18 protein-coding genes are annotated in these 22,169 nt (G+C 73.1%); 5 read left to right on the forward strand and 13 right to left on the reverse strand.

The genetic code is table 11. The features are described 5' to 3' along the window. The first annotated feature begins 153 nt into the window (after positions 1-153). From otnK to NHL53_RS04285, 4 genes are all read left to right on the forward strand, one after another. Positions 154-1,383, forward strand: a complete 1,230-nt coding sequence (otnK, locus tag NHL53_RS04270; protein WP_433775487.1) for a 3-oxo-tetronate kinase — start codon at positions 154-156, stop codon at positions 1,381-1,383. Further along, entirely contained in the window at positions 1,380-2,027 is a 648-nt protein-coding gene (locus NHL53_RS04275) for a class II aldolase/adducin family protein (protein WP_433775489.1), read from the forward strand. Before otnK ends, NHL53_RS04275 begins: the two co-directional genes overlap by 4 nt. A gap of 16 nt (positions 2,028-2,043) precedes the next feature. Then, positions 2,044-2,853 (forward strand): DeoR/GlpR family DNA-binding transcription regulator, encoded by an 810-nt coding sequence (locus NHL53_RS04280; RefSeq protein ID WP_433775491.1) that lies wholly within the window; start codon positions 2,044-2,046, stop codon positions 2,851-2,853. A gap of 80 nt (positions 2,854-2,933) precedes the next feature. Beyond that, positions 2,934-3,632: an SDR family oxidoreductase gene (locus NHL53_RS04285; protein ID WP_433775493.1), complete on the forward strand. Its 699-nt coding sequence runs from the start codon at positions 2,934-2,936 to the stop codon at positions 3,630-3,632. Between the two features lie 39 nt (positions 3,633-3,671). Here NHL53_RS04285 and NHL53_RS04290 read toward each other — a convergent pair whose 3' ends face one another. From NHL53_RS04290 to NHL53_RS04340, 11 genes are all read right to left on the reverse strand, one after another. After that, positions 3,672-4,709, reverse strand: a complete 1,038-nt coding sequence (locus NHL53_RS04290; RefSeq protein WP_433775494.1) for a hypothetical protein — start codon at positions 4,707-4,709, stop codon at positions 3,672-3,674. A 72-nt stretch (positions 4,710-4,781) separates the two neighbouring features. Further along, on the reverse strand, positions 4,782-5,429 hold the full coding sequence (locus NHL53_RS04295; protein WP_433775496.1) for a VOC family protein: 648 nt from the start codon (positions 5,427-5,429) through the stop codon (positions 4,782-4,784). Further along, positions 5,426-6,049: an alkylhydroperoxidase domain protein gene (locus tag NHL53_RS04300; protein ID WP_433775498.1), complete on the reverse strand. Its 624-nt coding sequence runs from the start codon at positions 6,047-6,049 to the stop codon at positions 5,426-5,428. Before NHL53_RS04300 ends, NHL53_RS04295 begins: the two co-directional genes overlap by 4 nt. Further along, the gene (locus NHL53_RS04305; RefSeq protein ID WP_433775500.1) at positions 6,046-6,648 is read right to left on the reverse strand and encodes a CMD domain protein; all 603 of its coding nucleotides are present in this window, start codon (positions 6,646-6,648) and stop codon (positions 6,046-6,048) included. The genes NHL53_RS04300 and NHL53_RS04305 overlap by 4 nt, the downstream gene beginning before the upstream one ends. After that, a complete protein-coding gene (locus NHL53_RS04310) occupies positions 6,645-7,700 on the reverse strand; it encodes a putative FMN-dependent luciferase-like monooxygenase (RefSeq protein ID WP_433775502.1) in 1,056 nt (351 codons plus the stop codon). The genes NHL53_RS04305 and NHL53_RS04310 overlap by 4 nt, the downstream gene beginning before the upstream one ends. Further along, entirely contained in the window at positions 7,697-9,352 is a 1,656-nt protein-coding gene (locus tag NHL53_RS04315) for a dipeptide ABC transporter ATP-binding protein (protein WP_433775503.1), read from the reverse strand. Before NHL53_RS04315 ends, NHL53_RS04310 begins: the two co-directional genes overlap by 4 nt. After that, positions 9,349-10,191: an ABC transporter permease gene (locus NHL53_RS04320; RefSeq protein ID WP_433775505.1), complete on the reverse strand. Its 843-nt coding sequence runs from the start codon at positions 10,189-10,191 to the stop codon at positions 9,349-9,351. The genes NHL53_RS04315 and NHL53_RS04320 overlap by 4 nt, the downstream gene beginning before the upstream one ends. Beyond that, positions 10,188-11,150, reverse strand: a complete 963-nt coding sequence (locus tag NHL53_RS04325; RefSeq protein ID WP_433775507.1) for an ABC transporter permease — start codon at positions 11,148-11,150, stop codon at positions 10,188-10,190. Before NHL53_RS04325 ends, NHL53_RS04320 begins: the two co-directional genes overlap by 4 nt. A gap of 66 nt (positions 11,151-11,216) precedes the next feature. Beyond that, complete coding sequence (locus tag NHL53_RS04330; protein WP_433775509.1) at positions 11,217-12,863, reverse strand: TIGR04028 family ABC transporter substrate-binding protein; 1,647 nt, start codon at positions 12,861-12,863, stop codon at positions 11,217-11,219. Positions 12,864-13,045: 182 nt separating this feature from the next. After that, a complete protein-coding gene (locus NHL53_RS04335) occupies positions 13,046-15,997 on the reverse strand; it encodes a UPF0182 family membrane protein (RefSeq protein ID WP_433775511.1) in 2,952 nt (983 codons plus the stop codon). A 66-nt stretch (positions 15,998-16,063) separates the two neighbouring features. Then, entirely contained in the window at positions 16,064-17,197 is a 1,134-nt protein-coding gene (locus tag NHL53_RS04340; protein WP_433775513.1) for a YlbL family protein, read from the reverse strand. 156 nt (positions 17,198-17,353) lie between these two features. Between NHL53_RS04340 and NHL53_RS04345 the strand changes: the two genes are divergently transcribed. Beyond that, a complete protein-coding gene (locus NHL53_RS04345; protein ID WP_433775514.1) occupies positions 17,354-18,712 on the forward strand; it encodes a zinc-dependent metalloprotease in 1,359 nt (452 codons plus the stop codon). Between the two features lie 790 nt (positions 18,713-19,502). Here the strand turns inward: NHL53_RS04345 and NHL53_RS04350 are convergent. After that, positions 19,503-21,221: an ATP-dependent helicase gene (locus NHL53_RS04350; protein ID WP_433775515.1), complete on the reverse strand. Its 1,719-nt coding sequence runs from the start codon at positions 21,219-21,221 to the stop codon at positions 19,503-19,505. Continuing rightward, on the reverse strand, positions 21,218-22,114 hold the full coding sequence (nudC, locus tag NHL53_RS04355) for an NAD(+) diphosphatase (protein WP_433775518.1): 897 nt from the start codon (positions 22,112-22,114) through the stop codon (positions 21,218-21,220). The genes NHL53_RS04350 and nudC overlap by 4 nt, the downstream gene beginning before the upstream one ends. Positions 22,115-22,169: the final 55 nt, after the last annotated feature.

Consider the following 22,169-nt stretch of genomic DNA (forward strand, 5'->3'; position numbering starts at 1 on the left):
GCGTTCCATTCGGCCTTCGAATGACTGACGGCAAGAGTGCCACACCTTTTCAGATTCGTCTAATTTTGCACCAAATCGTCACATACGATGTGATGGACGCACACGGGACCATCCCGGACACGGGCCGCCGCCGCGGTCGAGAGAGGAGCGATCGTGCTCGGAGCCATCGCAGACGACTTCACCGGAGCCACCGACCTGGCCACCATGCTGCGCCGGTCGGGCCACCGGACGACCGTCGTGATCGAGGACGGCGGGCCCTCCGCAGAGCAGATCGCCGGCTCGGACGCCGTGGTCGTCGCGCTCAAGAGCCGGACGGCCGCGGCGGACGAGGCCGCGGCCGACTCCGTCCGAGCGCTGCGCCGGCTGCGCGGATGGGGCGCGACGCGCTTCTACGCGAAGTACTGCTCGACGTTCGACTCGACAGACGCGGGGAACATCGGCCCCGTCCTCGACGCCCTCCGCGCGGAGCTGGGCGCGTCGAGATGCGTCGTCGTGCCCTCGCTGCCCGCGAACGGACGCACGGTGTACAGCGGGCACCTCTTCGTGAACGGCGAGCTCCTCGAGGACTCCCCGATGCGCCACCACCCCCTCACCCCCATGACGAGATCGCGCGTCGCCGATCTGCTGCGCCCCCAGACGGCCGACCACGCCGTCGACGAGGTGCCCCACTCCGTCGTCCGCGCCGGCGCGGACGCACTCCGATCCGCTCTCGACGCGCTCGCCGCTCCGTACGCCGTCGTGGACGCGATCTCCGACGAGGACCTCGTCGCGATCGGACGCGCCGTGCAGGACGACCCCCTCGTCTCCGGCGGATCGGGGCTCGCGCTCGGGCTTCCCGGCCCCGGCGCGGAGGAGGACGACTGGCGGCCGCCGGAGGACGGCAGGAGCGCCGTCCTGTGCGGCAGCGTCTCGCGGACGACCCTCGCTCAGATCGATGTCGCGTCGCGCACGCAGCCGGTGCGGCGGATCGACCTCGACGGTGCGGTCGCCGACCCGGAGGGCACGGCGCGCGCGCTCGCCATCTGGGTCCTGGAGCAGGACGCCGACGCCCGCCCCGTCGTGTGCGCGGCGCGCGATCGCTCCGACGTGCGCGCCCTCCACGGGGGATCCGAGGTCGCTCCTCTCGTGGAGCGGATCCTCGCCGAGACGGCGCGGCGCCTGGTCGCCGCGGGCGTGCGGCGCCTCGTCGTCGCCGGAGGCGAGAGCAGCGGCGCCGTGGTCCGCTCCCTCGGGATCGAGTCGATGCGCATCGGCCCCGAGCTCGCGCCGGGGGTCTGCTGGTCTCTCGCCGACGCGTCGGGGATCCGCATCGCGATCGCCCTCAAGAGCGGGAACTTCGGCGACGACGACCTGTTCGTCTCGGCGTGGGAGCGCCTCTCGTGACCGCCGTCGACGCGCTCGTCGCCGCCGGCCGACGACTCGTGGAAGCCGGCCTCAGCCCCGGCAGCAGCGGCAACATCAGCGCCCGCGAGGGCGACGAGATCCTCGTCACCGGCACGGGCGCCGAGCTCGGCCGGCTCGAGGCGTCGTCGTTCTCACGGTTCTCCCTCGACGGCGAGCACCGGAGCGGCGCGCGCGGGTCGAAGGAGACCCCCCTGCACATCGGCCTCTATCGTCGCGACGACGCCCACCGGGCGGTCGTGCACGTCCACTCCCCCCATGCCGTCGCCCTGTCGTGCACGGAGCCGTGGGCCGCGCACAGCGCGATCCCGCCCCTGACGCCCTACTTCGTGATGCGGGTGGGTCAGACTCCCCTGCTCCCCTACCGCCACCCGGGCGACCCGGCGCTCGGAGACGACGTGCGGTCCTGGCCGCAGCCGATCCGCGCGGCGCTGCTGGCCAACCACGGCGCGGTCGTCGCGGGCGCGGACCTCGGCGACGCGGTCGATCGCGCGATCGAGCTGGAGGAGGCATGCCGGATCGCCCTGCTCACGGCCGCGACGACGCGTCGCGAGCTCGACCCCCGCGCGGTGCGGGAGCTCGCGGAGCGCTGGGGCAGCCCCTGGTCGGCCCCGACCCTAGACTGAGGGCGGAGGAACACCGATGGCGCGCACGACTTCCCTGATCCCCGAGCAGCGACGGCAGAGGATCCTGCGCGCGCTGCGCGCCGAGCAGGTGCTGAGCTACCGGCAGATCGCCGAGATGCTGGACGTGAGCCCCATGACGGCGCGACGCGACGTCGCCGCCCTCGCGGAGCAGGGCAGGCTGACGGCGACCCAGGGAGGCGCCTCCGCGCTGACGCGGATGATCTCCGAACCCCGGCGATCGGAGAAGGCGGCCGCGAACATCGCGGAGAAGTCGGCGATCGCCCGCGCGGCGGCGGCCAGGGTCTCCGACTCCATGACGGTGTACCTGGATGCCGGGACGACCGTGCAGGCGATGCGCCCGCATCTCGAGGAGGTCGAGGGGCTCACGATCGTTTCCAACGACCTCGGCACGATCCGCTCCTTCCTCGACCACCCCTCCGCGGACCTCATCTGCCTGGGCGGGCGCCTCGACCGCGACAACGAGTCGATGATCGGGAGGCTCGCGGCGCTCACCCTCGCCGAGCTCTCGCTCGACATCGCGTTCCTGTCGTCGAGCTCGTGGGACGTCCGCCACGGCGCGACGACCCCGGTCGAGGCGAAGGTCGACCCGAAGCGCGCCGCGCACGCCTCCGCCACCGCGACCGTCCTCCTCGCCGGCAGCGACAAGTTCGGCACCTACGCCAAGTACCGCGTCCTGGCGCTCGACGAGTTCGACGCGATCATCACCGACGACGGCCTGGCCGACGCGGACGCGTCGGCCATCGAGGTCGCCGCCCTCGAGCGCGTCGCGGCGACGCCGCGCCGGGCCGACGCCCCCGGCGCGTGACCCCTCATGACGCGCGCCGGTGGCGCCGCGTCGCTCCGCCCGAGAGGATGGGGGCACCCGCCCCGTCCAGAAGGAGCATCATGACGTCTCGCCCGACCGCCCTCGTCACCGGTTCCACGGGAGGCATGGGGATCGCCATCGTCCGCGAGCTGGCCCGCACCCACCGCGTGCTCGCCGTCGGCCGCGACGCCGCCCGCCTCGACGCCCTCGCGGCGGAGACGGGCGCCGAGCCGATCGTCGTCGACCTCCTCGACGTCGGCCACCTCCCCGATGCGGTGCCCGCCCTCGACGAGCTCGACCTGGTCGTGCACGCCGCCGCGGTGGGCGAGCACATCTCGATCGCCGACGCGACGGCCGGCGACTGGCAGCGTCAGCTGACGACGAACGTCGTCGCCCCGTCCGTCCTGACCCGCACGCTCCTGCCCGCGATCCGCCGCGCCGAGGGCACGGTCGTGTTCATCGGATCGGGCGCCGGCACGCGCCCCGTGCCGGGCAGCGCAGTCTACACGGCGAGCAAGCACGCGCTCCGCGCGGTCGCGGATGTGCTCCGCATCGACGAGGAGCCGCACCGCGTGCGCGTCGTGACGATCGCCCCGGGGCAGACCGACACGCCCATGCTGCGCGAGGGCGTCGAGGCCTCGGGAGGCGCCTACACGCCCGAGCGGTACATCCGGCCCGAGTCGATCGCCGCCGCGGTGCGCTTCGTCGCCGACGCCTCGCCGGACGTGCATCTCACCGACCTGCAGGTGCGCCCCCGGCAGGAGCTCGCGCGGCTCTGAGTCGTCGGGACCGGCGGGCGCTCGACGCGAGGAGAAGCGTCACCAGGGAGCGGCGACCTCGGCGTGGGTGCGCAGGATCCCCTCGGTCGTGCCCGCGGGCGCGCGGCCGATGCCGCACTCGGTCGCCACGCCGAAGCGCGGCACGACGCGCTGCGCCGCGGCGATCCGGCGCTGAGCGCCCTCCGCACCGTCCTCGCGGTGCACGAGGCCGAGGTAGAGCTCGGTCTCCTCCGGCAGGCGCAGGTCGGCGAGCGGCGAGAAGAACGCGTCGTCGTCGCGCTCGATCGGCACGGGCAAGTGCACCCAGGCGGGCACGCGACGAGCGGCGTCCGCGATCGCGTTCGCGAAGCGCACGAGGTTGCCCGCGTCGCGGGGCTCGACGAAGTGCTTCTCGGCGACATCGCCATAGCAGAGATGCAGGCCGACCTCGACATCGTGCGGAACGAGGTCGACGCCCCACGCGGCGCGCTCGACGACCCCGGCCCACGCGCCGTCCCACCACGCGGCCACGCCGCCGGGGAGCTCCTCGATGATCTGGAACTCGACCGCGAGATCCCACTGCACGGCGAGGTCCTCGTGCGGGACGGCGGCGAGGATCTCCTCGACCTCGCGGCTCATCGCCTCACGGTACGCCGGCTCGATCGCCGCGCGCTGCTCGGGCGGGAAGAACGCCCCCACGACGGCGAGCGGCGTCGGCAGCGACACCTGGAAGCGCATGCCGGGCGCGATGACACCCTCCTCGCGCAGCCGGCGGAAGAGCGCGTAGGACTCGCGCGCGGCGCGCGCGTAGCCGAGCTCGGGGAAGCGGATCTCACGCGGATCCACCCCGTCGGCGACCCGCAGCGGGCGCGCGTCGAGCATCCGCAGGGGGATCCGCTCCTCCCCCACCCGCTCGATGCCCTCGGCCTGGCCGAGGACGTCGGGCTGGAACATGATCCAGTGGAAGCGCGGCCCGACCTCGCCGTCGGGGATCCGGCGGAGGAGGCCGCCGAGCTCGGTCGCGGCGGTGCGCATCGTGCGCTCGGCGTCGTCGAAGGCGATGCTCCCGACGAGGAGCGCTCCCTGCGGCTGGGTCATGGGGTCCTGCTCTCGAGGTGTCGTGGCGCGGCGGGAGGAGGGATCTGCCCGCCGTGCCACGATACCCGCGCGTCAGAGCACCACGTGCGCCCCGTCGCCGCGCCGCAGCTCGAGGCGGTACCCCGCCTTCTCCCCCTCGACGACCCCGCCGACGTCCTCCGGCTCTCCGATCGCGGCGAGCAGCGCCCTGACCGGCTCCGGATCGGGCTCGACGCGCGCGAACGAGACGAACTCCAGCGTCGGCAGGTCGCCCTCGCCCGGGTGCGGGGTCCCGCCCCAGTCGATGAGGAACGGCACGTCCGCGCGCCGGCGCTCCGTGCGGGTGAGGCGCCACTCCAGCAGCGTTCCGTCCGGCGTGCGACGGGACAGGTCGCCGACCTCGCCCGGGTCGTATCCCGCCGCTCGCCACGCGGCGGCGGCCGCGTCGATGTCGTCGGGATGCACGGCGTAGGCGACGACGGCGGGCCCCGTCAGCTCGGGCAGGCCGAACGCCGTCGGAAGGACGTCATCGACCCGATCGGGGTCCGGGCTGATGAGCTCGACGTAGCGCGGCCCGCGCTGTCCGTCGACCGTGAGCGCGACGAGCGCGTTGGCGGTGCCCGTCGGGTGCGCGCCTCCCGGCGCCGCGACCACGCCCGTGCGCTCTGCGAACCAGCTCACCAGGTCCGCGAGATCCGGGCCCGCGATGACGACGTGATCGAGCAGCCGGGGAGCGCTCACTCGCGCTCCCCCCGCCGCGCCGGGACCTCCGGCTCGCCGAGCGACAGCATCAGCCGGTTCGCCCAGTTGAAGAACGCGGCGCCGCTGATCACGTCGACGATCTCGGCGTCGTCGTACCCGGCGTCCCGCAGCCGCCGGACGTCGCCCGCGCCGAAGGACAGCGGCGTGCGGTCGAGCGCCACGGATGAGGCGACGATCGCGTTCCACCCGGCGTCGCCGAGGTCGGCGTCCGTGCCCTCGTCGAGGAGGCGCTGCACGTCGTCGCGGCGGCCCGACTCGCGCGTCGCGGCCGCCGCATGCACCGAGGCGCAGAACACGCAGCCGTTGTCGCGGGAGGTCGCCGCCGCGGCGAGCTCGCGCTCCGCGCGCCCCACCCCGCCCGCGGTGTTGTGGAAGATGTCGAGGTCCGTGAGGGTGCGCGCCTTCAGCGCCCCGGGATCGCGGGCGAGGAGCCGGAAGTACGGCATCTTCGCGCGAGCCGGCTCGATGAGCGCGTGCCTCTGGGCGTCAGTGAGGTCCTCCTCGTCGACGGGACGCAGCCAGGGCACCCACCCGAGCCCCTCCTGGGTGAACCGCGTCGGGCGGTCGAGCTCGGGGTGCTCGGCGACGAGATCGCTCATCGGCCTGCTCCTTCCGTGACGGGGGCGGGGTTCTCGGCCACGACGCGCAGGCCCCACGCGAGACGCAGCTGGAAGGCGAGGAAGGCCACGAGCTGGGAGAGCGTGACGATGTCGTCGGCGCTCCACCCCGCGGCGACCAGGAGCCTCAGGTGCTCGGCGCGCGCCTCGCGAGGACGCACGAGGAGGAGGTGCGCGTGGGTGAGCGCCGCCGCGAGCCGCGTCCCGAGCGCGTCCGGGGAGGCCGCCCACGGGGCGACCGGTGCGCTCTCGTCGGCGAGGTCCGGCTCGCGGTAGTCGCCCGCCGGCCCCTCCGTCGCGCCCGTGGTCGCGGCCTCGGTCACGGCGTCGACGAGCGCCGGCGCCTCATCGGCGAGCAGGTCGGAGTAGAACTCGGCCGCGGCCGGGAAGCCGTGCACGCGCGCCGCGAACGCGGCGACCGCGTACCGCTCGGCGAGGGGGAAGGTGCCCGGATCCGCGGGTTCGAGGAGCGCCTCGAAGCTCTTCTGCGCGTTCTCGCGCGCCTGGGGGCGCGCGTCCCGCAGCGCGTCGAGAGCGCTGCCCGGCGCGATGCCGGCCAGCAGGTCGATGATGTCGCTCATGAGACTCCCTGAGGGGTGAGGTGGGCGGTGCGGAGGGCGTCCGCCGCGGCGGCGCCGGTCTCGTATCCGAGCCGCGGGGCGACGGCGCTCCCGAGCAGCTCGATCGATCGGAGCGTGATCTCGTGCGAGGCGGGGATCGAGTGCACCTGGAACGAGACGTCGGTCGACGCGCCGATGGCGGCGTCGCGGCTCAGGGAGTCGACGACCTCGTCGACCGTCCCGACGTGCGTGTCGGTGACGCGGATCAGGTCGTCGAGGCCGAGCCCGTCCGGATCGACGCCGGCGGCCGAGCGCGCGGCGTGCCTGAGACCCGGCTCCGCGATCTCGAGCACGCGGGTGCGGTTCTCCTCGTCGACCACGAGAGCCGTGCGCGACGCCAGCACCCGCGCGGGAGCGCCTGACGGGAGCGCCGCGCGGTACGCCTCGATGATCGGCAGCTGGATCTCCTCGAGCCGGGCGTCGGGGGCGCTCTCCGGACGCGGCTGCGTGCGCGAGAGCATGAGACCGTCGCCCGACTCGCCGGCGCGGCGCCCGCCGTCGACGGAGAACGTGGCCTGCCAGACCCGGTCGGCGAGACCGTCAGCGGGCGGGTAGATCCGCGAATCGGTGCCGCGCACCCCGCGTCCGGACAGCGCGTCCAGGAAGACCGCGAAGTGCTCGGCGAACAGCTCGCGCCTGTCGCCGGGGTCCCGTCCGAACGCCGCGAACGAGGAGGGGGTCCCTCCCGCCGCGACGCCCAGCTGCACGCGGCCGCCGCTCAGGGCGTCGACGACGCTCGCGTCCTCGGCCGCGCGCAGCGGGTCGTCGATCGGCAGGGTGACGACGCCCGTCGCGAGGCCGATGCGGCTCGTGCGCTGCGCGGCCGCCGCGAGCAGCACGAAGGGCGACGGCAGCCCTCCCTCGTGCGCGCCGAAGTGGTGCTGCGCGATCCACGCCGACGCGAAGCCCGCCCGCTCCGCCTGGTCGATCTGCTCGAGCGCGAAGCGGTAGCGGTCGGCGGGAGGCGCGTCCTCCAGGAGTCGGGTGAAGAATCCCAACCGCGGTCCCGTCATCGTTCCTTCTCCTGTCCTGCGGCCGCCTCGGGACGGAAGGACCCGCCCGGGATCGCCGCGATGAGTCGCTGCGTGTAGGGGTGCTCGGCGTGCGCGAACACGTCGGCGGTGCGGCCCTGCTCGACCTGCTGGCCGCGCTGCAGCACCGACACCGTGTCCGAGATCTGGCGCACGACGGCGAGGTCGTGCGAAATGAACACGTAGGTGAGCCCCAGCTCGTCCTGCAGACGCGAGAGCAGCCGCAGGATCTGCGCCTGCACCGTGACGTCGAGGGCCGAGACGGCCTCGTCCCAGACGACGAGCTCCGGCTCGAGGATGAGGGCGCGCGCGATCGCGACCCGCTGCTTCTGGCCGCCCGAGAGCTCGCGGGGCCGACGCTCGGCGATCTCCGGCGCGAGCGAGACGAGCTCGAGGTGGTGCGCCGCCCGCTCCCGGCGGTCGGCGCGCGAGCCGATGCCGAAGTTGCGCAGCGGCTCCGCGAGGATCTCCCCGATCGACTGGCGGGGATCGAGCGACCCCGACGGGTTCTGCGCGATGAGCTGGGTGGTGCGGCGGAAGCCCCTCAGCTCCCGCCCGCGCAGCGCCGTCACCTCGGTGCCCGCGACGCGCACGGATCCCGACGTCGGCCGGTGGAAGCCGGCGAGCGTCCGCCCGGTCGTGGTCTTTCCCGACCCCGACTCGCCGACGATCGCGTGCGTCGTGCCGCGCGGCACCGCGAACGACACGTCGTCGACCGCCACGAAGGGCGCGCGTCCCGCGCCCCGCGAGAACTCCTGCCTCAGCGCCGTCACCTCGACGAGGGGCGCGTCGTCGGGCGCCGTGTGCGGGATCCGCTCCACGACCTCGGCGAGCGAGGGGGCGTCCGCCAGCAGGCGCCGCGTGTAGTCGGCCTCGGGATGCACGAGCACGCGCGAGGTCTCGCCCGTCTCCTGCACCTCTCCCCCGCGCATGACCACGACCTGGTCCGACCGGTCGGCGGCCACCGCGAGGTCGTGGGTGATGAACAGCACGCCCGTGCCGCTCTCCTCCCGCAGGCCGTCGATGAGGTCGAGCACCGTGGCCTGCACGGTCACGTCGAGCGCGCTCGTCGGCTCGTCCGCGATCACCAGCTCGGGCTCGAGCGCCACCGCCGCGGCGATCAGGACGCGCTGGCGCATCCCTCCCGACAGCTCGTGAGGGAACTGCCGCGCGCGCAGCTCGGGCTCGTCGATGCCCACGCGGTCCAGCAGCTCGTGCACCCGCGCGCGGATCTTCTGCGCGTCTCGCCAGCCGTGGATGCGCAGCGACTCGCTCACGCTCTGGCCGATGGTCTTGACCGGGTTGAGCGACGAGGAGGGATCCTGGGGGATCAGCGCGATGCAGCGCCCGCGCAGCTCGCGCCAGCGCCGTTCGGACAGGCCGACGAGCTCCGTGACCCCCTGCCTGCGCTCGTTGAGGCCGATCCGGCCGTCGACGACGCGGCCGTTGGAGGCGAGCAGCCCGATCGCCGCCTGCGCGACCGAGCTCTTCCCCGATCCGGACTCCCCGACGAGGGCCGTGACGGCTCCCGCCCGCACCTCGAGGTCGACGCCGCCCACCGCGCGCACCGCGCCTCGGGACGTGCGGTAGTCGATCGCGAGGCGCTCGACGGACAGCAGCGGAGCGTCGCTCATGCGCTCTCCCCTCCTCGGATGGCCTGGCTCAGGCGGTTGGTCGAGAGCACGACGGCCGCGACGACCGCGCCCGGCAGCACCGTGAGCCACCAGGCGGTCGCGACGTAGTCGCGCCCCTCGGAGATCAGCAGCCCCCACTCCGGCGTGGGCGGCGGCGCCCCGTATCCGAGGAAGCCGAGCGTCGAGATCTGCAGGATCGCGGAGCCCAGCTGCAGCGCCGCGAGCGCGACGACGGGGGTGAGGGAGTTCGGCAGCACGTGCCGCCAGAGCACCGATCCGAACGTGCCTCCCGAGCCGTACGCCGCCTCGACGTATTCGCTCACGCGCACGCTCACGACCTGCGAGCGGGCGAGCCGTGCGAACACCGCGATCGACGTGACGCCCACCGCGATCGCCGCGTTGGTCGTGCCGAATCCGAGCAGGAGGACGACGCTCAGCGAGAGCAGCAGCCCCGGGATCGCGAGCAGCACGTCGACGACCCGCATGATGATCTCGTCGACCGCGCCGCCCACCGCCCCGGCCGTCACGCCGAGGGCGAGCCCGACGACGAGCCCGACGAGGACCGCGACGAGCGCCGCGATGATCGACTGCGAGGATCCGTGCACGACGCGGGCGAAGACGTCGCGCCCCGTCGCGTCCGTGCCGAACCAGTGCGCCGCGCCGGGCGCCTCGAGGGCGGGGCCCACCGTCGCGGTGGGGCTCGTGCTCGCGAACAGCGTCGGGGCGACGGCCCAGGCGAGTGCGACGACGAGCACGGCGATCGAGAGCACGAGGCCCGGCCGGGCGAGCGCCCGCCAGCGGAACAGCGACGCGGTGGGCGTCTGGGCGAGCGCCGTCATCGGCTTCCTCCCACCTGGACGGCCGCCCGCGGCGCGGAGCGGCGCAGGCGGGGATCGAGAACCGGATAGAGCAGGTCGACGACGAGGTTGACGGCGACGAACGTGATCGTCGCGATCACCACCACGGCGAGGAGGACGGGGGCGTCGCGGTTCTGCACCGCCTGCACCGTGATGTGGCCGATGCCGTAGCGGCCGAAGACGGTCTCGCTCACGACCGCGCCTCCGACGAGCTCGCCGAACAGCAGGCCCGCCATCGTCAGCGTCGGCAGCAGGGCGTTGCGGGCGACGTGGCGCCAGAGCAGCCACGAGGTGCTCGCGCCGCGCGCGCGGACGACCGCGACGAACGGCTGCTCGCGCACCTCGTCGATGCTGCGCATGAGCACCTGGGCGAGCGGCGCCGCGATCGGGATCGCGATCGTCGCGACGGGGAGGACGAGCGCCTGCGCGTCGCTCGCGCCGATGGCGGGGATGAGCCCCAGCTGGAACGAGAAGATCTGCATCAGCACGATGCCGATCCAGAACACCGGCAGCGAGACGAACAGCGGCGGAAGCGCCCGGAAGAGGCGGCGCAGCCAGCGCCCGGCGCCGAACGTGGCGGTGAAGGCGATCGTGACCGCGACGAACACCGCGACGACGATGCTGAGCACCGCGAGCACGAGCGTCGAAGGCAGCGCCTCCGCGATCATGTCGGCGACCGGGGTGCCCGTCTGCACGGAGTACCCGAGGTCGCCCTGGAGCGCCGAGGCGACGGACGACAGGTAGCGCTCCACGAGCGGCCGGTCGTAGCCGAGCGACTCACGGATCTCCTGGAGCTGCGCGGGCGTCAGGCCGAGCTCGGGGCTGCCGAAGCGCGCCAGGACGGCGTCGCCCGGGAGCGCCGCGAGCAGCACGTAGGCGACCGTGTAGGCCAGGGCGAGCACGAGCACCGCCTGGCCGACGCGTCTGAGGACGTAGATCATCTTCTCCCTCTCGTCTGGCCGCATCCGAGAGATCCCTCTCGGATGCGGCCGTCGCGAGTGCGCCGGTCAGCCGCCGAGCGAGACCTGGTAGAACCAGGGGCGGCCGATGGACTCCGTCTCGAAGCCCTCCACGCGGTCCTGCAGGCCGAACACCTGCGGCTCCTCGAAGAACGGGAGGATGTAGGCCTCTTCCGCGAGACGCTGCTGCGCGGCCTCCGACGCCGCCTGACGGCCCTCCTCGTCGGACACGGACGCGATCTCCGCCAGCAGGTCCTCGAGCTCCTGGTCGATGACCTCGCCCGTCTCGGGATCCTTGTTCACGAGCACGTTGCGGTTGTCGCCGTGGTACTGCGACTTGATGACGTCGTAGTCGGCGCGGCCGACCATCGAGTGGTAGATCTGCACCTTGTCGAGGTCGTTGCGGGTGCTGTCCTGCTCGGCCTGATCGCCCGCGAAGAGCTCGATCTCGACGCCGATCTCGGCGAGCTGCTCCTGCACGAGGGTGATGACCTCGCGCGACCGGGGCTGCGGGAGCGCCTCGTTGATCGTGAACGACAGCCGCTCGCCGTCCTTCTCGCGGATGCCGTCCGAGCCCTCCTCCCAGCCCGCCTCGTCGAGCAGGCGCTCCGCCTCGGCGGGGTCGTACGCGTAGTACTCGGAGGTGTCCGCGTAGCCGAGAGCGGTTTCCGCAAGCGCTCCCGTCGCGAGGGGGTAGCTGTCGGTGAAGAGCGTCTCGACGATCGCCTCGCGGTCGATGCCGGCGATGATGGCGCGGCGCACCTCGACGTCCTCGAGCTGGGGGACGCCGGGACGCAGCGACAGGCCGTTGTTGACGCCGTTGGTCGACGCCGCGACGAGCTCGAGCCCGTCGGCCGCGAACTGCTTCTCGTCCGGCGCCTCGATCTGCCGCGCGATGTCCGCCTGGCCCGAGACGACCGTGCCGACGCGCACGCTGTCCTCCGCGGCGACGACGAACTGGATCCCGTCGAGGGGCGCGCGGCCCTGCTGGTCGAGCGACGGCGGCGCCCAGTCGTAGTCGTCGCGGGCGGTGAGCGTCAGCTCAGTGCCGAGCTTCTCCTCGGAGATCTCGAACGGGCCGCTGCCGATGATCTCCGTCGCGTTGCCCGGGCCGAACTCGTCGCCCGTGCGGTCGAGCGTCGCGTTCGACACGAGACCGGAGTTGATCGTCGAGACCGCCTGCGCGAAGCCGGGGGACGGTGCCGAGAAGTGGAAGCGCACCGTGCGCTCGTCGACGACCTCGCCGTGGTCGTAGTTGTTGATCGCCTCCGACACGGGCAGCGCGCGATCCGGGTCGCCCTTGCCGTACAGGTCGAAGTTCTTCACGACGTTCTCGGCGTCGAGCGGGGTGCCGTCGGAGTAGGTGACGCCCTCCCGCAGCGTGAACGTGTACTCGGTCGCGTCCTCGTTCACCTCCGGCAGCTCCTCCGCGATCCACGGCTCGAGCTCGAGCGTCTCCGGGTTCTGGAACAGCAGGCGATCGGTGATGTTGTTGATGACGCCGCCGTTCGGGTAGAAGCCGCCCGACGGCGGGTACAGCGTCGACCAGGCCTGCGGCTCGAGGTAGGTGAGCGTCCCTCCCTCGCCTCCCTCCCCGGAGGACGAGGAGCCCCCTCCCCCGCCGCAGCCGGCCAGGAGCGCGACGGCGGCGACGGCCGAGACGGCGGCGAGAGAGGTGCGGCGGAAGCTGCGCATGGGGGTTCTCCTCGGGAAAGGGGATGCGGTGTGGAGCGAGTCCACCACAGCCGCCGCCCCGCGCGCGCATCGCGCTTCACGGAGCGTAAGACAAGCCGTCACGGTTCGTCATACGAAGGAGTCGCAGACGCGACGCGCCCCTCGGATCCGCGGGATCCGAGGGGCGCGTCGGCGGGGTGCGGCTACTCGCCGTCGGTGAAGGCGAGGAGGCGCTCGACCGCTTCGGTCATCGCCTTGTCCGCCTCGGCGTAGGCGACCATGTCGCCGTCCTCGAGGGCCTTCTGCTTCGCCGACATCGCGTCCTGCGCGTCGGCGAGAGCCTCCTCGTACGAGTCGTTCGACGGCGGCGACGGCTGCGGGGTCTCCTCCGAGGGCGTCTCCTCCGCGGGCGTCTCGTCGACCGATCCCTCGGACGGCGCCTCGTCGTCGATCGGCTCGCCCGTCTCCGGGTCGACCGGCGTGACGTCGTCATCGCCCGTCTCGGCGCCCGAGTCGCCGCCGAACAGCGTGTCCAGCGCCTCGGCGAGCGTGTCCTCGAAGGCCAGCTCGTCGCCGAACGCCACGAGCACCTTGCGGAGCAGCGGGTAGGACGTGTTGCCCGTCGACTGCACGTAGACCGGCTGCATGTAGAGCAGGCCGCCGCCGACGGGGAGGGTCAGCAGGTTGCCCATCTTGACGCTCGAGTCTCCGATGCGGAGGACGTTGAGGTCCTGCGCGATGGCCGAATCGGAGTTGAACGAGTTCTGCACCTGGCCCGGGGCAGGCACGGTGCTCGCCGAGGAGATCTGCAGCATGCGCAGCGTGCCGTAGCCGTCGCGCACCGTTCCCTCCTCGGTGCCCGCGTCGGAGTCGACGCCCAGGTACCCCATGAGAACCTGCCGCTCGCCGCCCTCCGGGATGAAGGTCGTGAACATCGAGAAGGTCGGCTCCTCCTCGTCCGGCATCTGCATCGTCAGGTAGTACGGCGGCTGGAGCGTGTTGTCCGAGACCGGGTCGGCCGGGGTCTCCCACGCGTTGTCGCGCTGGTAGAAGGCGCTGGCCGTGTCGACGTGGTAGGTGCCGAGCATCGCGCGCTGCACCTTGAACAGGTCGGTCGGGTAGCGCACGTGGCTCATCAGGTCGCCGGACATCTCGCTGATCGACTCGACCGTCGAGGGGAAGATCTTCTGCCACGTCTGCAGCACCGGATCCTCCTCGTCCCACGCGTAGAGGGTGACGCTGCCGTCGTAGGCGTCGACGGTCGCCTTCACCGAGTTGCGGATGTAGTTGACGTCGTCGATGAGCAGGTTGGGCTGCGGGTTCGACGAGTCGCTGATGGCCTGCGACAAGCTCGTCTGCGACGAGTAGGGGTAGCTCGCGCTCGTCGTGTAGCCGTCCACGATCCACACGATGCGGCCGTCGACGACGCTGGGGTACGGGTCGCTGTCGAGCGTGAGGTACGGGGCGACCTTCTGCACGCGCGTGACCGGGTGGCGGTCGAACAGGATCTGCGACTCGGAGTTGATCTGGTCGGAGAAGAGGATCTGCTCGGACTGGAACTTCAGAGCGAACAGCGTGCGCATGAAGTAGTTGCCGACGCTCGGCCCGCCGTCGCCCTCGAAGGTCGTGAACGTCTGGTTCGCCTCGCCGGAGCCGGTCGCGTAGTCCAGCTCGACGGGATCGGAGCCCTCCGGCGCGCCCACGATCGAGTACTGCGGGGTCTTCTCGCCGAAGTAGATGCGCGGCTCGTACTCGAGGTCGGTGAGGAAACCGGAGGCGGGGATGTCGCCCTCGATGAAGACGGGCTCTCCCTCGCTCGTGCGCTCGTTGCCCTTGGCCGCGACCATGCCGTAGCCGTGGGTGTAGGTCATGGTCGTGTTGACCCAGCTCTGCGCGTCCGCGCCGAGGTCCTCGAGGTTGAGCTCGCGCAGCGCCACGACCGTGTCCTGGCTCTCGCCGTCGATCTCGTAGCGGTCGACGTCGAGGGTGTCCTCGAAGCCGTAGTAGGGGCGGTACTGCTGCAGCTGCTTGACCGTCGGGCTGACCACGGCCGGGTCCATGAGGCGCAGCGAGGCGGTGGTCGCCGCGTCGTCGCGCAGCTGGCCCGCCTCGGCGGCCGTCTCGGCCTCGTACTCGATCGTCTCGATGTCGTCGAGGCCGTACGCGGCGCGGGTGGCGTCGACGTTGCGCTGGTAGTAGTCGAGCTGCAGCGCGCGCTCGTTCGGCGTGACCTGGAAGGTCTGCACGCCCCACGGGAGCGCCGTGGTGACGACGAGGGAGGTCACGATGAGCAGGCCCGTCGCGACGAGCGGGTAGCGCCACTTGCCGATCCACGCGGTCACGAGGAAGAGCACGGCGACGAGCGCCGCGACGATCGCGAGGATCGTCTGGCCGGGGATGACGGCGTTCGCCTCGACGTAGGCCGGGCCGGTGATGCGGCCGCTCTGCTCGACGACCGACGCGAAGCGGTCGAGCCAGATGCTCGCCGCCTGCAGCAGGAGGTAGAGGCCGGCGGTGATCGCGATCTGCATGCGCGCGGGCTTGGAGATGGTGAACTCGCCCTGGCCGACGCGCACGGATCCGTACAGGTAGCTCACGAGGGCCGTGACGAGCAGGGAGATGAGGACCACGGCCGACGCGAAGCCGACCACGCCCTGCCAGAACGGCAGGTCGAACATGTAGAAGGCCGCGTCGAGGCCGAACTGCTCCTCCGTGACGCCCGCCTCGACGCCGTTCAGCCACAGCCAGGTGGTCTCCCACTGGGCCGAGGTGGCGAAGCCGGCGAAGAAGCCGAAGAGGACGGGGATGCCCCACATCGCGAGGCGACGCAGCGGCTCGACGACCTCCTGATAGCGGTCGAGCTGCGAGCTCAGGCGGGCGTACACCGGCCGCAGGCGGTAGGCGAGGAAGATCGCCAGCCACACCGGGAGGGCCATGCCGACGAACCCGACCGCGAACATCACGACGCGCGCGATCCACTGGGTCGTCAGCACCGACGAGAAGCCGAGCTGCCGGAACCACAGGAGCTCCGTGTAGAGGTTCGCCAGGCCGAACAGCACCGCCAGCAGGACGGCGATGGTGACGACCGTCACGATGACGACCCGTCTGATCGGGGAGGGCGATGTGGCCGGGGGCTGCGTCGAGTTCGTGGTCACACGCTCTATTCTACGGGCGGGAGAAGCCGGTGGCGCACGCCGCGAGCAGTCGGCGTCGCGGGGCGATCAGCCGGCCTCGCAGGTCGGCAGCTCGTCGGCCCCGTCGGCCGCGATCGCCTCGACGGCGTCGAGCGCCTCCCCCAGCGTCTCGACCCGCACGACCCGCAGCCCGTCCGGTACGTGGCCGACGACCTCGTCGCAGTTCGCCGCAGGGGCGAGGAAGAAGTCGGCCCCGGCCTCCTCGGCGCCGTAGAGCTTCTGGCGGATCCCCCCGATCGGCCCGACCTCGCCGGGCGCCGTGATCGTCCCTGTGCCCGCGATGCGCTCGCCTCCGGTGAGCTCCCCCTCGGTGAGCACGTCGATGATCCCGAGCGCGAACATCAGCCCCGCGCTCGGCCCGCCGACGTCGTCCAGCTGGATCCGCACGTCGAGGGGCAGCTCGTAGGTCGTGCTGAGGCCGACGCCGATCGCCCAGGAGGATCCGCCGGCCGCGTCGGACCGGACAGGCGTCACCTCCACGTCGTGCTCGGAGCCGTCGCGCTCGATCGTCAGCGCGATGGGATCGCCCTCGCCCGCGCCGATGATCTCGCGGAGCTGATCGATGTCGTGCAGGTGCTCGCCCTGGGCGGCGACGATCCGGTCGCCCTCCTCGATGATCCCCTCGGACGGCGACCCCTCCGGCAGACCCGCGACGCGGATGTCCGCGGGCACGTCGTAGCCCAGCTGGGTCAGCGCCGCCGCGGACGCCTGTCCCTGCGAGTCCGTCATCAGGGCGGCGTTCTGGGCGTCCCGCTCCTCGGTCGTCACTCCCTCGGGGAAGACCGCGTCGATCGGCACGATGGCGCGCGACGGGTCGAACCACGCGAGCGCCAGCTCCACCCAGGAGATCCGCTGCTCGCGGTTGCCGAGCACCTGGACCGTCGTGAGATCCAGCTCCCCCGACGTCTCGTAGGTCTCCGCATCGGAGACCTCGATGAGCGGCACCGGATCCTCGCCCTCCCCCATCTCGACGGTCCCCACCGTGTTGAACACCGGGCCGGGCTGCTGGATGACGTAGTCGGTCGGCATGAGGCCCATCGCGATGAGCAGCGCGAGCGCGACGAGGACGGAGACCGATCCGGCGGCCGTGCGGCGCGCGCGGGCGCGACGCGGGCTCCTCGAGCGGAGCGGACCTCGGGCGGTCTCGTCGGTCGGCGTCACGGTGCTCCCCTCGGCGCGGATCGCGCGGGCGGTGGTGTCGGATCGCGCCGTTCGCGGGAGGCGTACGGACGAACCCGCCATCGGGGCCCGCCTCATGGCGCGTGACGTTTAGCGTAGATCCTGAACACTCCCGCAGTGCTGAAAGGCGGCCGATCCGTGAGCGACGACACCCCAGAAGACGACTTCCAGGAGATGCTGCGCCGCCTGCTCGGCGGCGGCGCCGACGGGGGCGGCATCGACTTCGAGCAGCTGCGGGGCATGGGCGTCGACCCGGCCATGATGCAGCAGATGATGGGCGCGCTGCAGAACGCGTTCGCCGGGGCGGGCGACGGCATCTCGTGGGATGCGACGCGCACAGGGGCGCTGCACATCGCCAACCGGTCGGACCGCGGCGTGTCCGCGGGGCAGCGCGCGGACCTCGACCAGGCGTTCCACCTCGCCGACCTGTGGCTGGGAGACGCGACGGCCCTCGCGCCGCTCGCGGAGGCGCCGCGCGTGCTCACCCGCGGGCAGTGGGTCGAGGAGACCCTGCCGGTGTGGCAGGAGCTGGCCGAGCCGGTCGCGACCAGCGTCGCCGACGCGCTCACCGAGGCGCTGCGCGCGCAGGCTCCCGAGGAGATGCGCGACGTCGTCCAGGGCGCCGGGCGCATGCTGCGGCAGGTGGGCGGCTCGCTCTTCGCCGCTCAGCTCGGCCAGGTCGTCGGCAAGCTCTCGCTCGAGGTCGTCTCGGGCGGCGACGTGGGGATCCCCGTGATGCCCGCGGGCGCCGCGGCGATCCTCCCGCAGAACTTCGCCGATCTCGGCACCGGGCTGGAGATCCCCGACGACCAGCTCGCGCTCTACTTCGCGGCGCGCGAGATCGCCCACGCGCGCCTGTTCCGCCACGCGCGCTGGCTGCGCCTGCACGTGATGTCGCAGGTCACCGACTACGCGCGGGGCCTGCGCGTCGACACGGAGGCGCTCGACGACCTCGCCACCCGCTTCGATCCGGCGAATCCGGAGGAGCTGCAGGACGCGCTGAAGAACGGCGCGCTGCTGCCCCAGCAGACCGACGAGCAGAAGCAGGCGCTCGCCCGGCTGGAGAACATGCTCGCCCTCATCGAGGGCTGGGTCGACGTCGTCGCGGCGGGCGCCACGGCGCGCGTGCCGCAGCTCGACCGCATCGCCGAGGCCACGCGGCGTCGGCGCGCGACGGGCGGTCCCGCGTCCGACGCGCTGGGGGCGCTCGTCGGCCTGCAGCTGCGTCCCCGCCGGCTGAGGGAGGCCGCCGCGATGTGGCAGGCCGTCGGAGACGCGGTCGGCGTCGCCGCCCGCGATTCGCTGTGGGACTACCCGGATCTCGTGCCGACGTCCGAGGACATCGACGATCCGTCGGCGCTCATCGCGCGGCTCGAGGCCAGGGCGCGCGGCGACGAGGCTCCCCGCGACGAGATGGACGACGCGCTCGCCCAGCTGCTCGCGGAGGCGGAGGACGGGGGCGACGAGGAGGGTCCGGAAGGGCCGCGGCCCGTGTGAGGGCGCCTCCACAGACGCGCCTCGTCGGGTGCGTCTGTGGATAACCCCTCTCCTCGCGTCGCGGCGCGCGAGAATCGCGACATGGCGGTCCTCCTGCTCGATCCGGCGCATCCGGTCCTCTGGCGCGACGCTCGCGCGCTCCAGGTCGGCCACGCGCCGCCGGTCTGCGTCATCGACGACCCGGCGCCCTGGCAGCTCGCCCTGCTCGACGCCCTCGCGCGGGGCATTCCGCGCGGCGCGATCGCGGGGTTCGTCCGGGCTCACGACGGCGACCCCGGGGCGGCGGCCGACCTCGTCGAGGCGCTGGCGCCCGCGCTGCGCGCCTCCGTCATGCCCCGGGAGATCGGCCTGGCGGCGGCGGACGTCGTGCCGCACGAGGCCGTGCTCGGCCTCGTCGACGCCCTCCAGGCCGCGGGCGCGCGGGTCGAGCGGGTGAGTCCCGCGTCCGCCGCCGAGCGCCCCGACCGGCTCGTGGTGCTCGCCGGCGCGGGGGTCGTCCCCCCTCACCTCGCGCACGAGCTCATGGCCGCCGACGTGCCCCATCTGCCCCTCGCGCTGGAGACCCGGCGCGCGCGGGTCGGGCCGATCGTCCGGCCAGGCGCCACGCCGTGTCTTTCCTGCATCTGGGCGCACGAGGCCGATCTCGATCCCGCCTGGCCCGCGCTCGCCTCCCAGCTCGCGACGGCTCCCTCCGCTCCCTCTCGCGCGCTCGCGGCGCTCGCGGGATCCGTCGTGCCCCGTCTCCTCCGGCGCGCCGAGGACGCGCCCGGCACGTCGCGCTCGCTGGAGGTCAGCGCCGACGGTCGGGGGCGCTGGCGCTCCCATCGCCCGCACGCAGGATGTCTCTGCCGATCTCCGCGAGGAAGCGAGACGGCTGGCGCGCGGATCGTCCCGCACCCCGCGACCAGGACAGGGACAGCGTCCGCGCGGCACGCGTGACGCCCACGTACGCGAGGCGGCGCTCCTCGTCCACCCCCTCGAGCGAGGAGGCGTAGGAGATCGGGAGGAGCCCCTCCGAGACGCCCATGATGTGCACGTGCGGCCATTCGAGGCCCTTCGCGGCGTGGAGCGTCGAGAGCGTCACCGTGCCGAGCGGGGGCTCGTGCTGGTCCTTCGCGCGCGCGAGCAGCCGATCGGCGAACTCCCGCATCGACGTGTGCGGCGGCTCCTCCTCCGCCAGGCGCAGGAGCGCCTGGCGCGCCTCCCAGGCCGCGCGGAGCGCGCCGCCCGCCTCGGGGGCGTCCTCCGTGTGCCCGATCGCGCGCAGCACGCCGCGCACCGCGTCGACGAATCCCTCGTCCGTCGGAGCGACGGCGGCCGCCCGCAGCGCGAGGATCGCCTGACGCACCTCCGGCATGTCGAAGAACCGTCCCCCGCCGAGCACGCTGGCCGCGATCCCCTCGGCGGCGAGCGCCTGCTGCAGGAGAGCCGACTGCGCGTGAGAGCGGTAGAGCACCGCCACCTCGTTCGGCGGCGTCGGACCGCCGCCCTCGTCTCCTTCGAGGAGGCGGCGGATCCGCCCGGCCACCCCTGCGGCCTCCTCCTGCTCGGTCTCGTACGCCGTGACGGTCGGCCGCGCCCCGGCCGGCGCGGCGGTCGGCTCGAGGGTCAGGGCGCCCTCGCGCCCGCGCATGAGCGCGTTCGCGACGTCGAGCACCTCCGGAGCCGAACGGTAGTTGCGCTCGAGGCGCACGACCGTCGCGTCGGGGAAGCGCTGCGGGAACTCGAGCAGGAACCGCGCCTCCGCCCCGGTGAAGGAGTAGATCGTCTGACTCGCGTCGCCGACGACGCAGAGATCGCGCCGCTCTCCCAGCCACAGCTCGAGGAGGCGGTTCTGGAGGGCGGAGACGTCCTGGTACTCGTCGACCGTGAAGTGGCGGTACTGCTCGCGCACGGCCACCGCGACGCGCGGCTCGGCCTCGATCATGCCGGCGCAGGCGAGGAGCACGTCCTCGAAGTCGAGCTGCCTGCGCTCGTCCTTGAGCTTCTCGTACGCGGACATGAGGTCGGCGAGCGCCGCGGTGTCGAGGGAGCCGACGCTGCGGCCGAGCGTCGCGTAGCGCTCGATGGAGTGCATGGTGACCTTGCGCCATTCGATCTGGGCGGCGACGTCTCGGAGCGTGTTCCGATCCGGCCGCAGCCGCAGGCTGTCCGCCGCGTGCGCGAGGAGGCGGACCTTGTTGTCCACGATCCCCGGGGCGGAGTCGCCGGCCACGGTCGGCCAGAAGTAGTTCAGCTGGGCGAGGGCCGCGGCGTGGAAGGTCTTCGCCTGCACGCCGACGACGCCCATCGTGCGCAGGCGTCCGCGCAGCTCGCCCGCCGCCTTCGTGGTGAAGGTCAGCGCGAGCACGCGGTTCGGGGTGTAGGTGCCGGTGTCGACGCCGTGGGCGATGCGGTGGGTGATGACCCGTGTCTTCCCCGTTCCCGCTCCCGCGAGCACCGCGACGGGTCCGCGCAGGACCGACGCCGCCTCGCGCTGCCGGTCGTCGAGGGCGTCGAGCGGACTCACGTCTCGTCGGCCTCCGGGCCGTCGCACCAGCGTCGGATGATCCGGTGGGCGATCGAGGACGCGCCGGGGAGGCGGACGTCGCCCTCGCCGGCGAACGCGCGCCGCACCTCCTCGCGGGTGAACCAGCGGGCCGCGATGATCTCCTCGCCGTCCGGACGCACGCGGGTCTCGTCGACCGCGGTCGCGAGGTATCCGAGCATGAGCGACCGGGGGTAGGGCCAGGCCTGCGAGCCGACGTAGCGCACGTCGCGGACGTCCACCCCCGCCTCCTCGACGAGCTCGCGGCGGATGGTCTGCTCGGCCGACTCCCCCGCCTCGACGAATCCGGCGAAGCACGAGAACATGCGGCCGCGCCAGGCGACGTTCGCGCCCAGCAGGAGGCGCGAATCGTCGGCGCTCGTGATGCCGACGATCACGGCGGGGTCGGTCCGGGGGAAGTGCTCGCGTCCGCACCCGCGGCACCTCCGGGCCCACCCGCTCATCGTGATCTCCGCGGAGCCGCCGCAGGCGGGGCAGAACGACGCGTCGCGCAGCCAGCGTCCGAGCGCGACCCCGGCGGAGAGGAGACCCGCCTCCTCGGGGTCGGCGAGGAGATGCGAGACGTCGCGCAGCGCTCCCCACCCGTCGGGGATCTCTCCCTCGCCGTCGAGCGCCGCGAGGAGGAGCGCGGATCCGTCGTCGAGGCGCCCGAGGAACGCCCAGGCGGCATCGTCGATCACGTCCGCGGGACGGACGAGGGCCAGGCCGCGGCGGGCGTCGTCGAGGGCGACGCGATCCCCGCGCACCGCGAGGACGCGCGTGGCCGGCTCCGTGCGCAGGCGCGCCACGAGATCGTGCTCGCCGCGCTCGACGGCGCCGCGAGCGATCGTGCGGACTTCGGTGCTCGCGAGCATCGGCTCCCTTCCTCCGGGGCGTGGCGTGGTGGGAGCTGCGCGCCCGGCGACCTAG

Origin of the sequence: Microbacterium sp. gxy059 (assembly GCF_050958665.1) — a bacterium.
GTDB lineage: Bacteria > Actinomycetota > Actinomycetes > Actinomycetales > Microbacteriaceae > Microbacterium.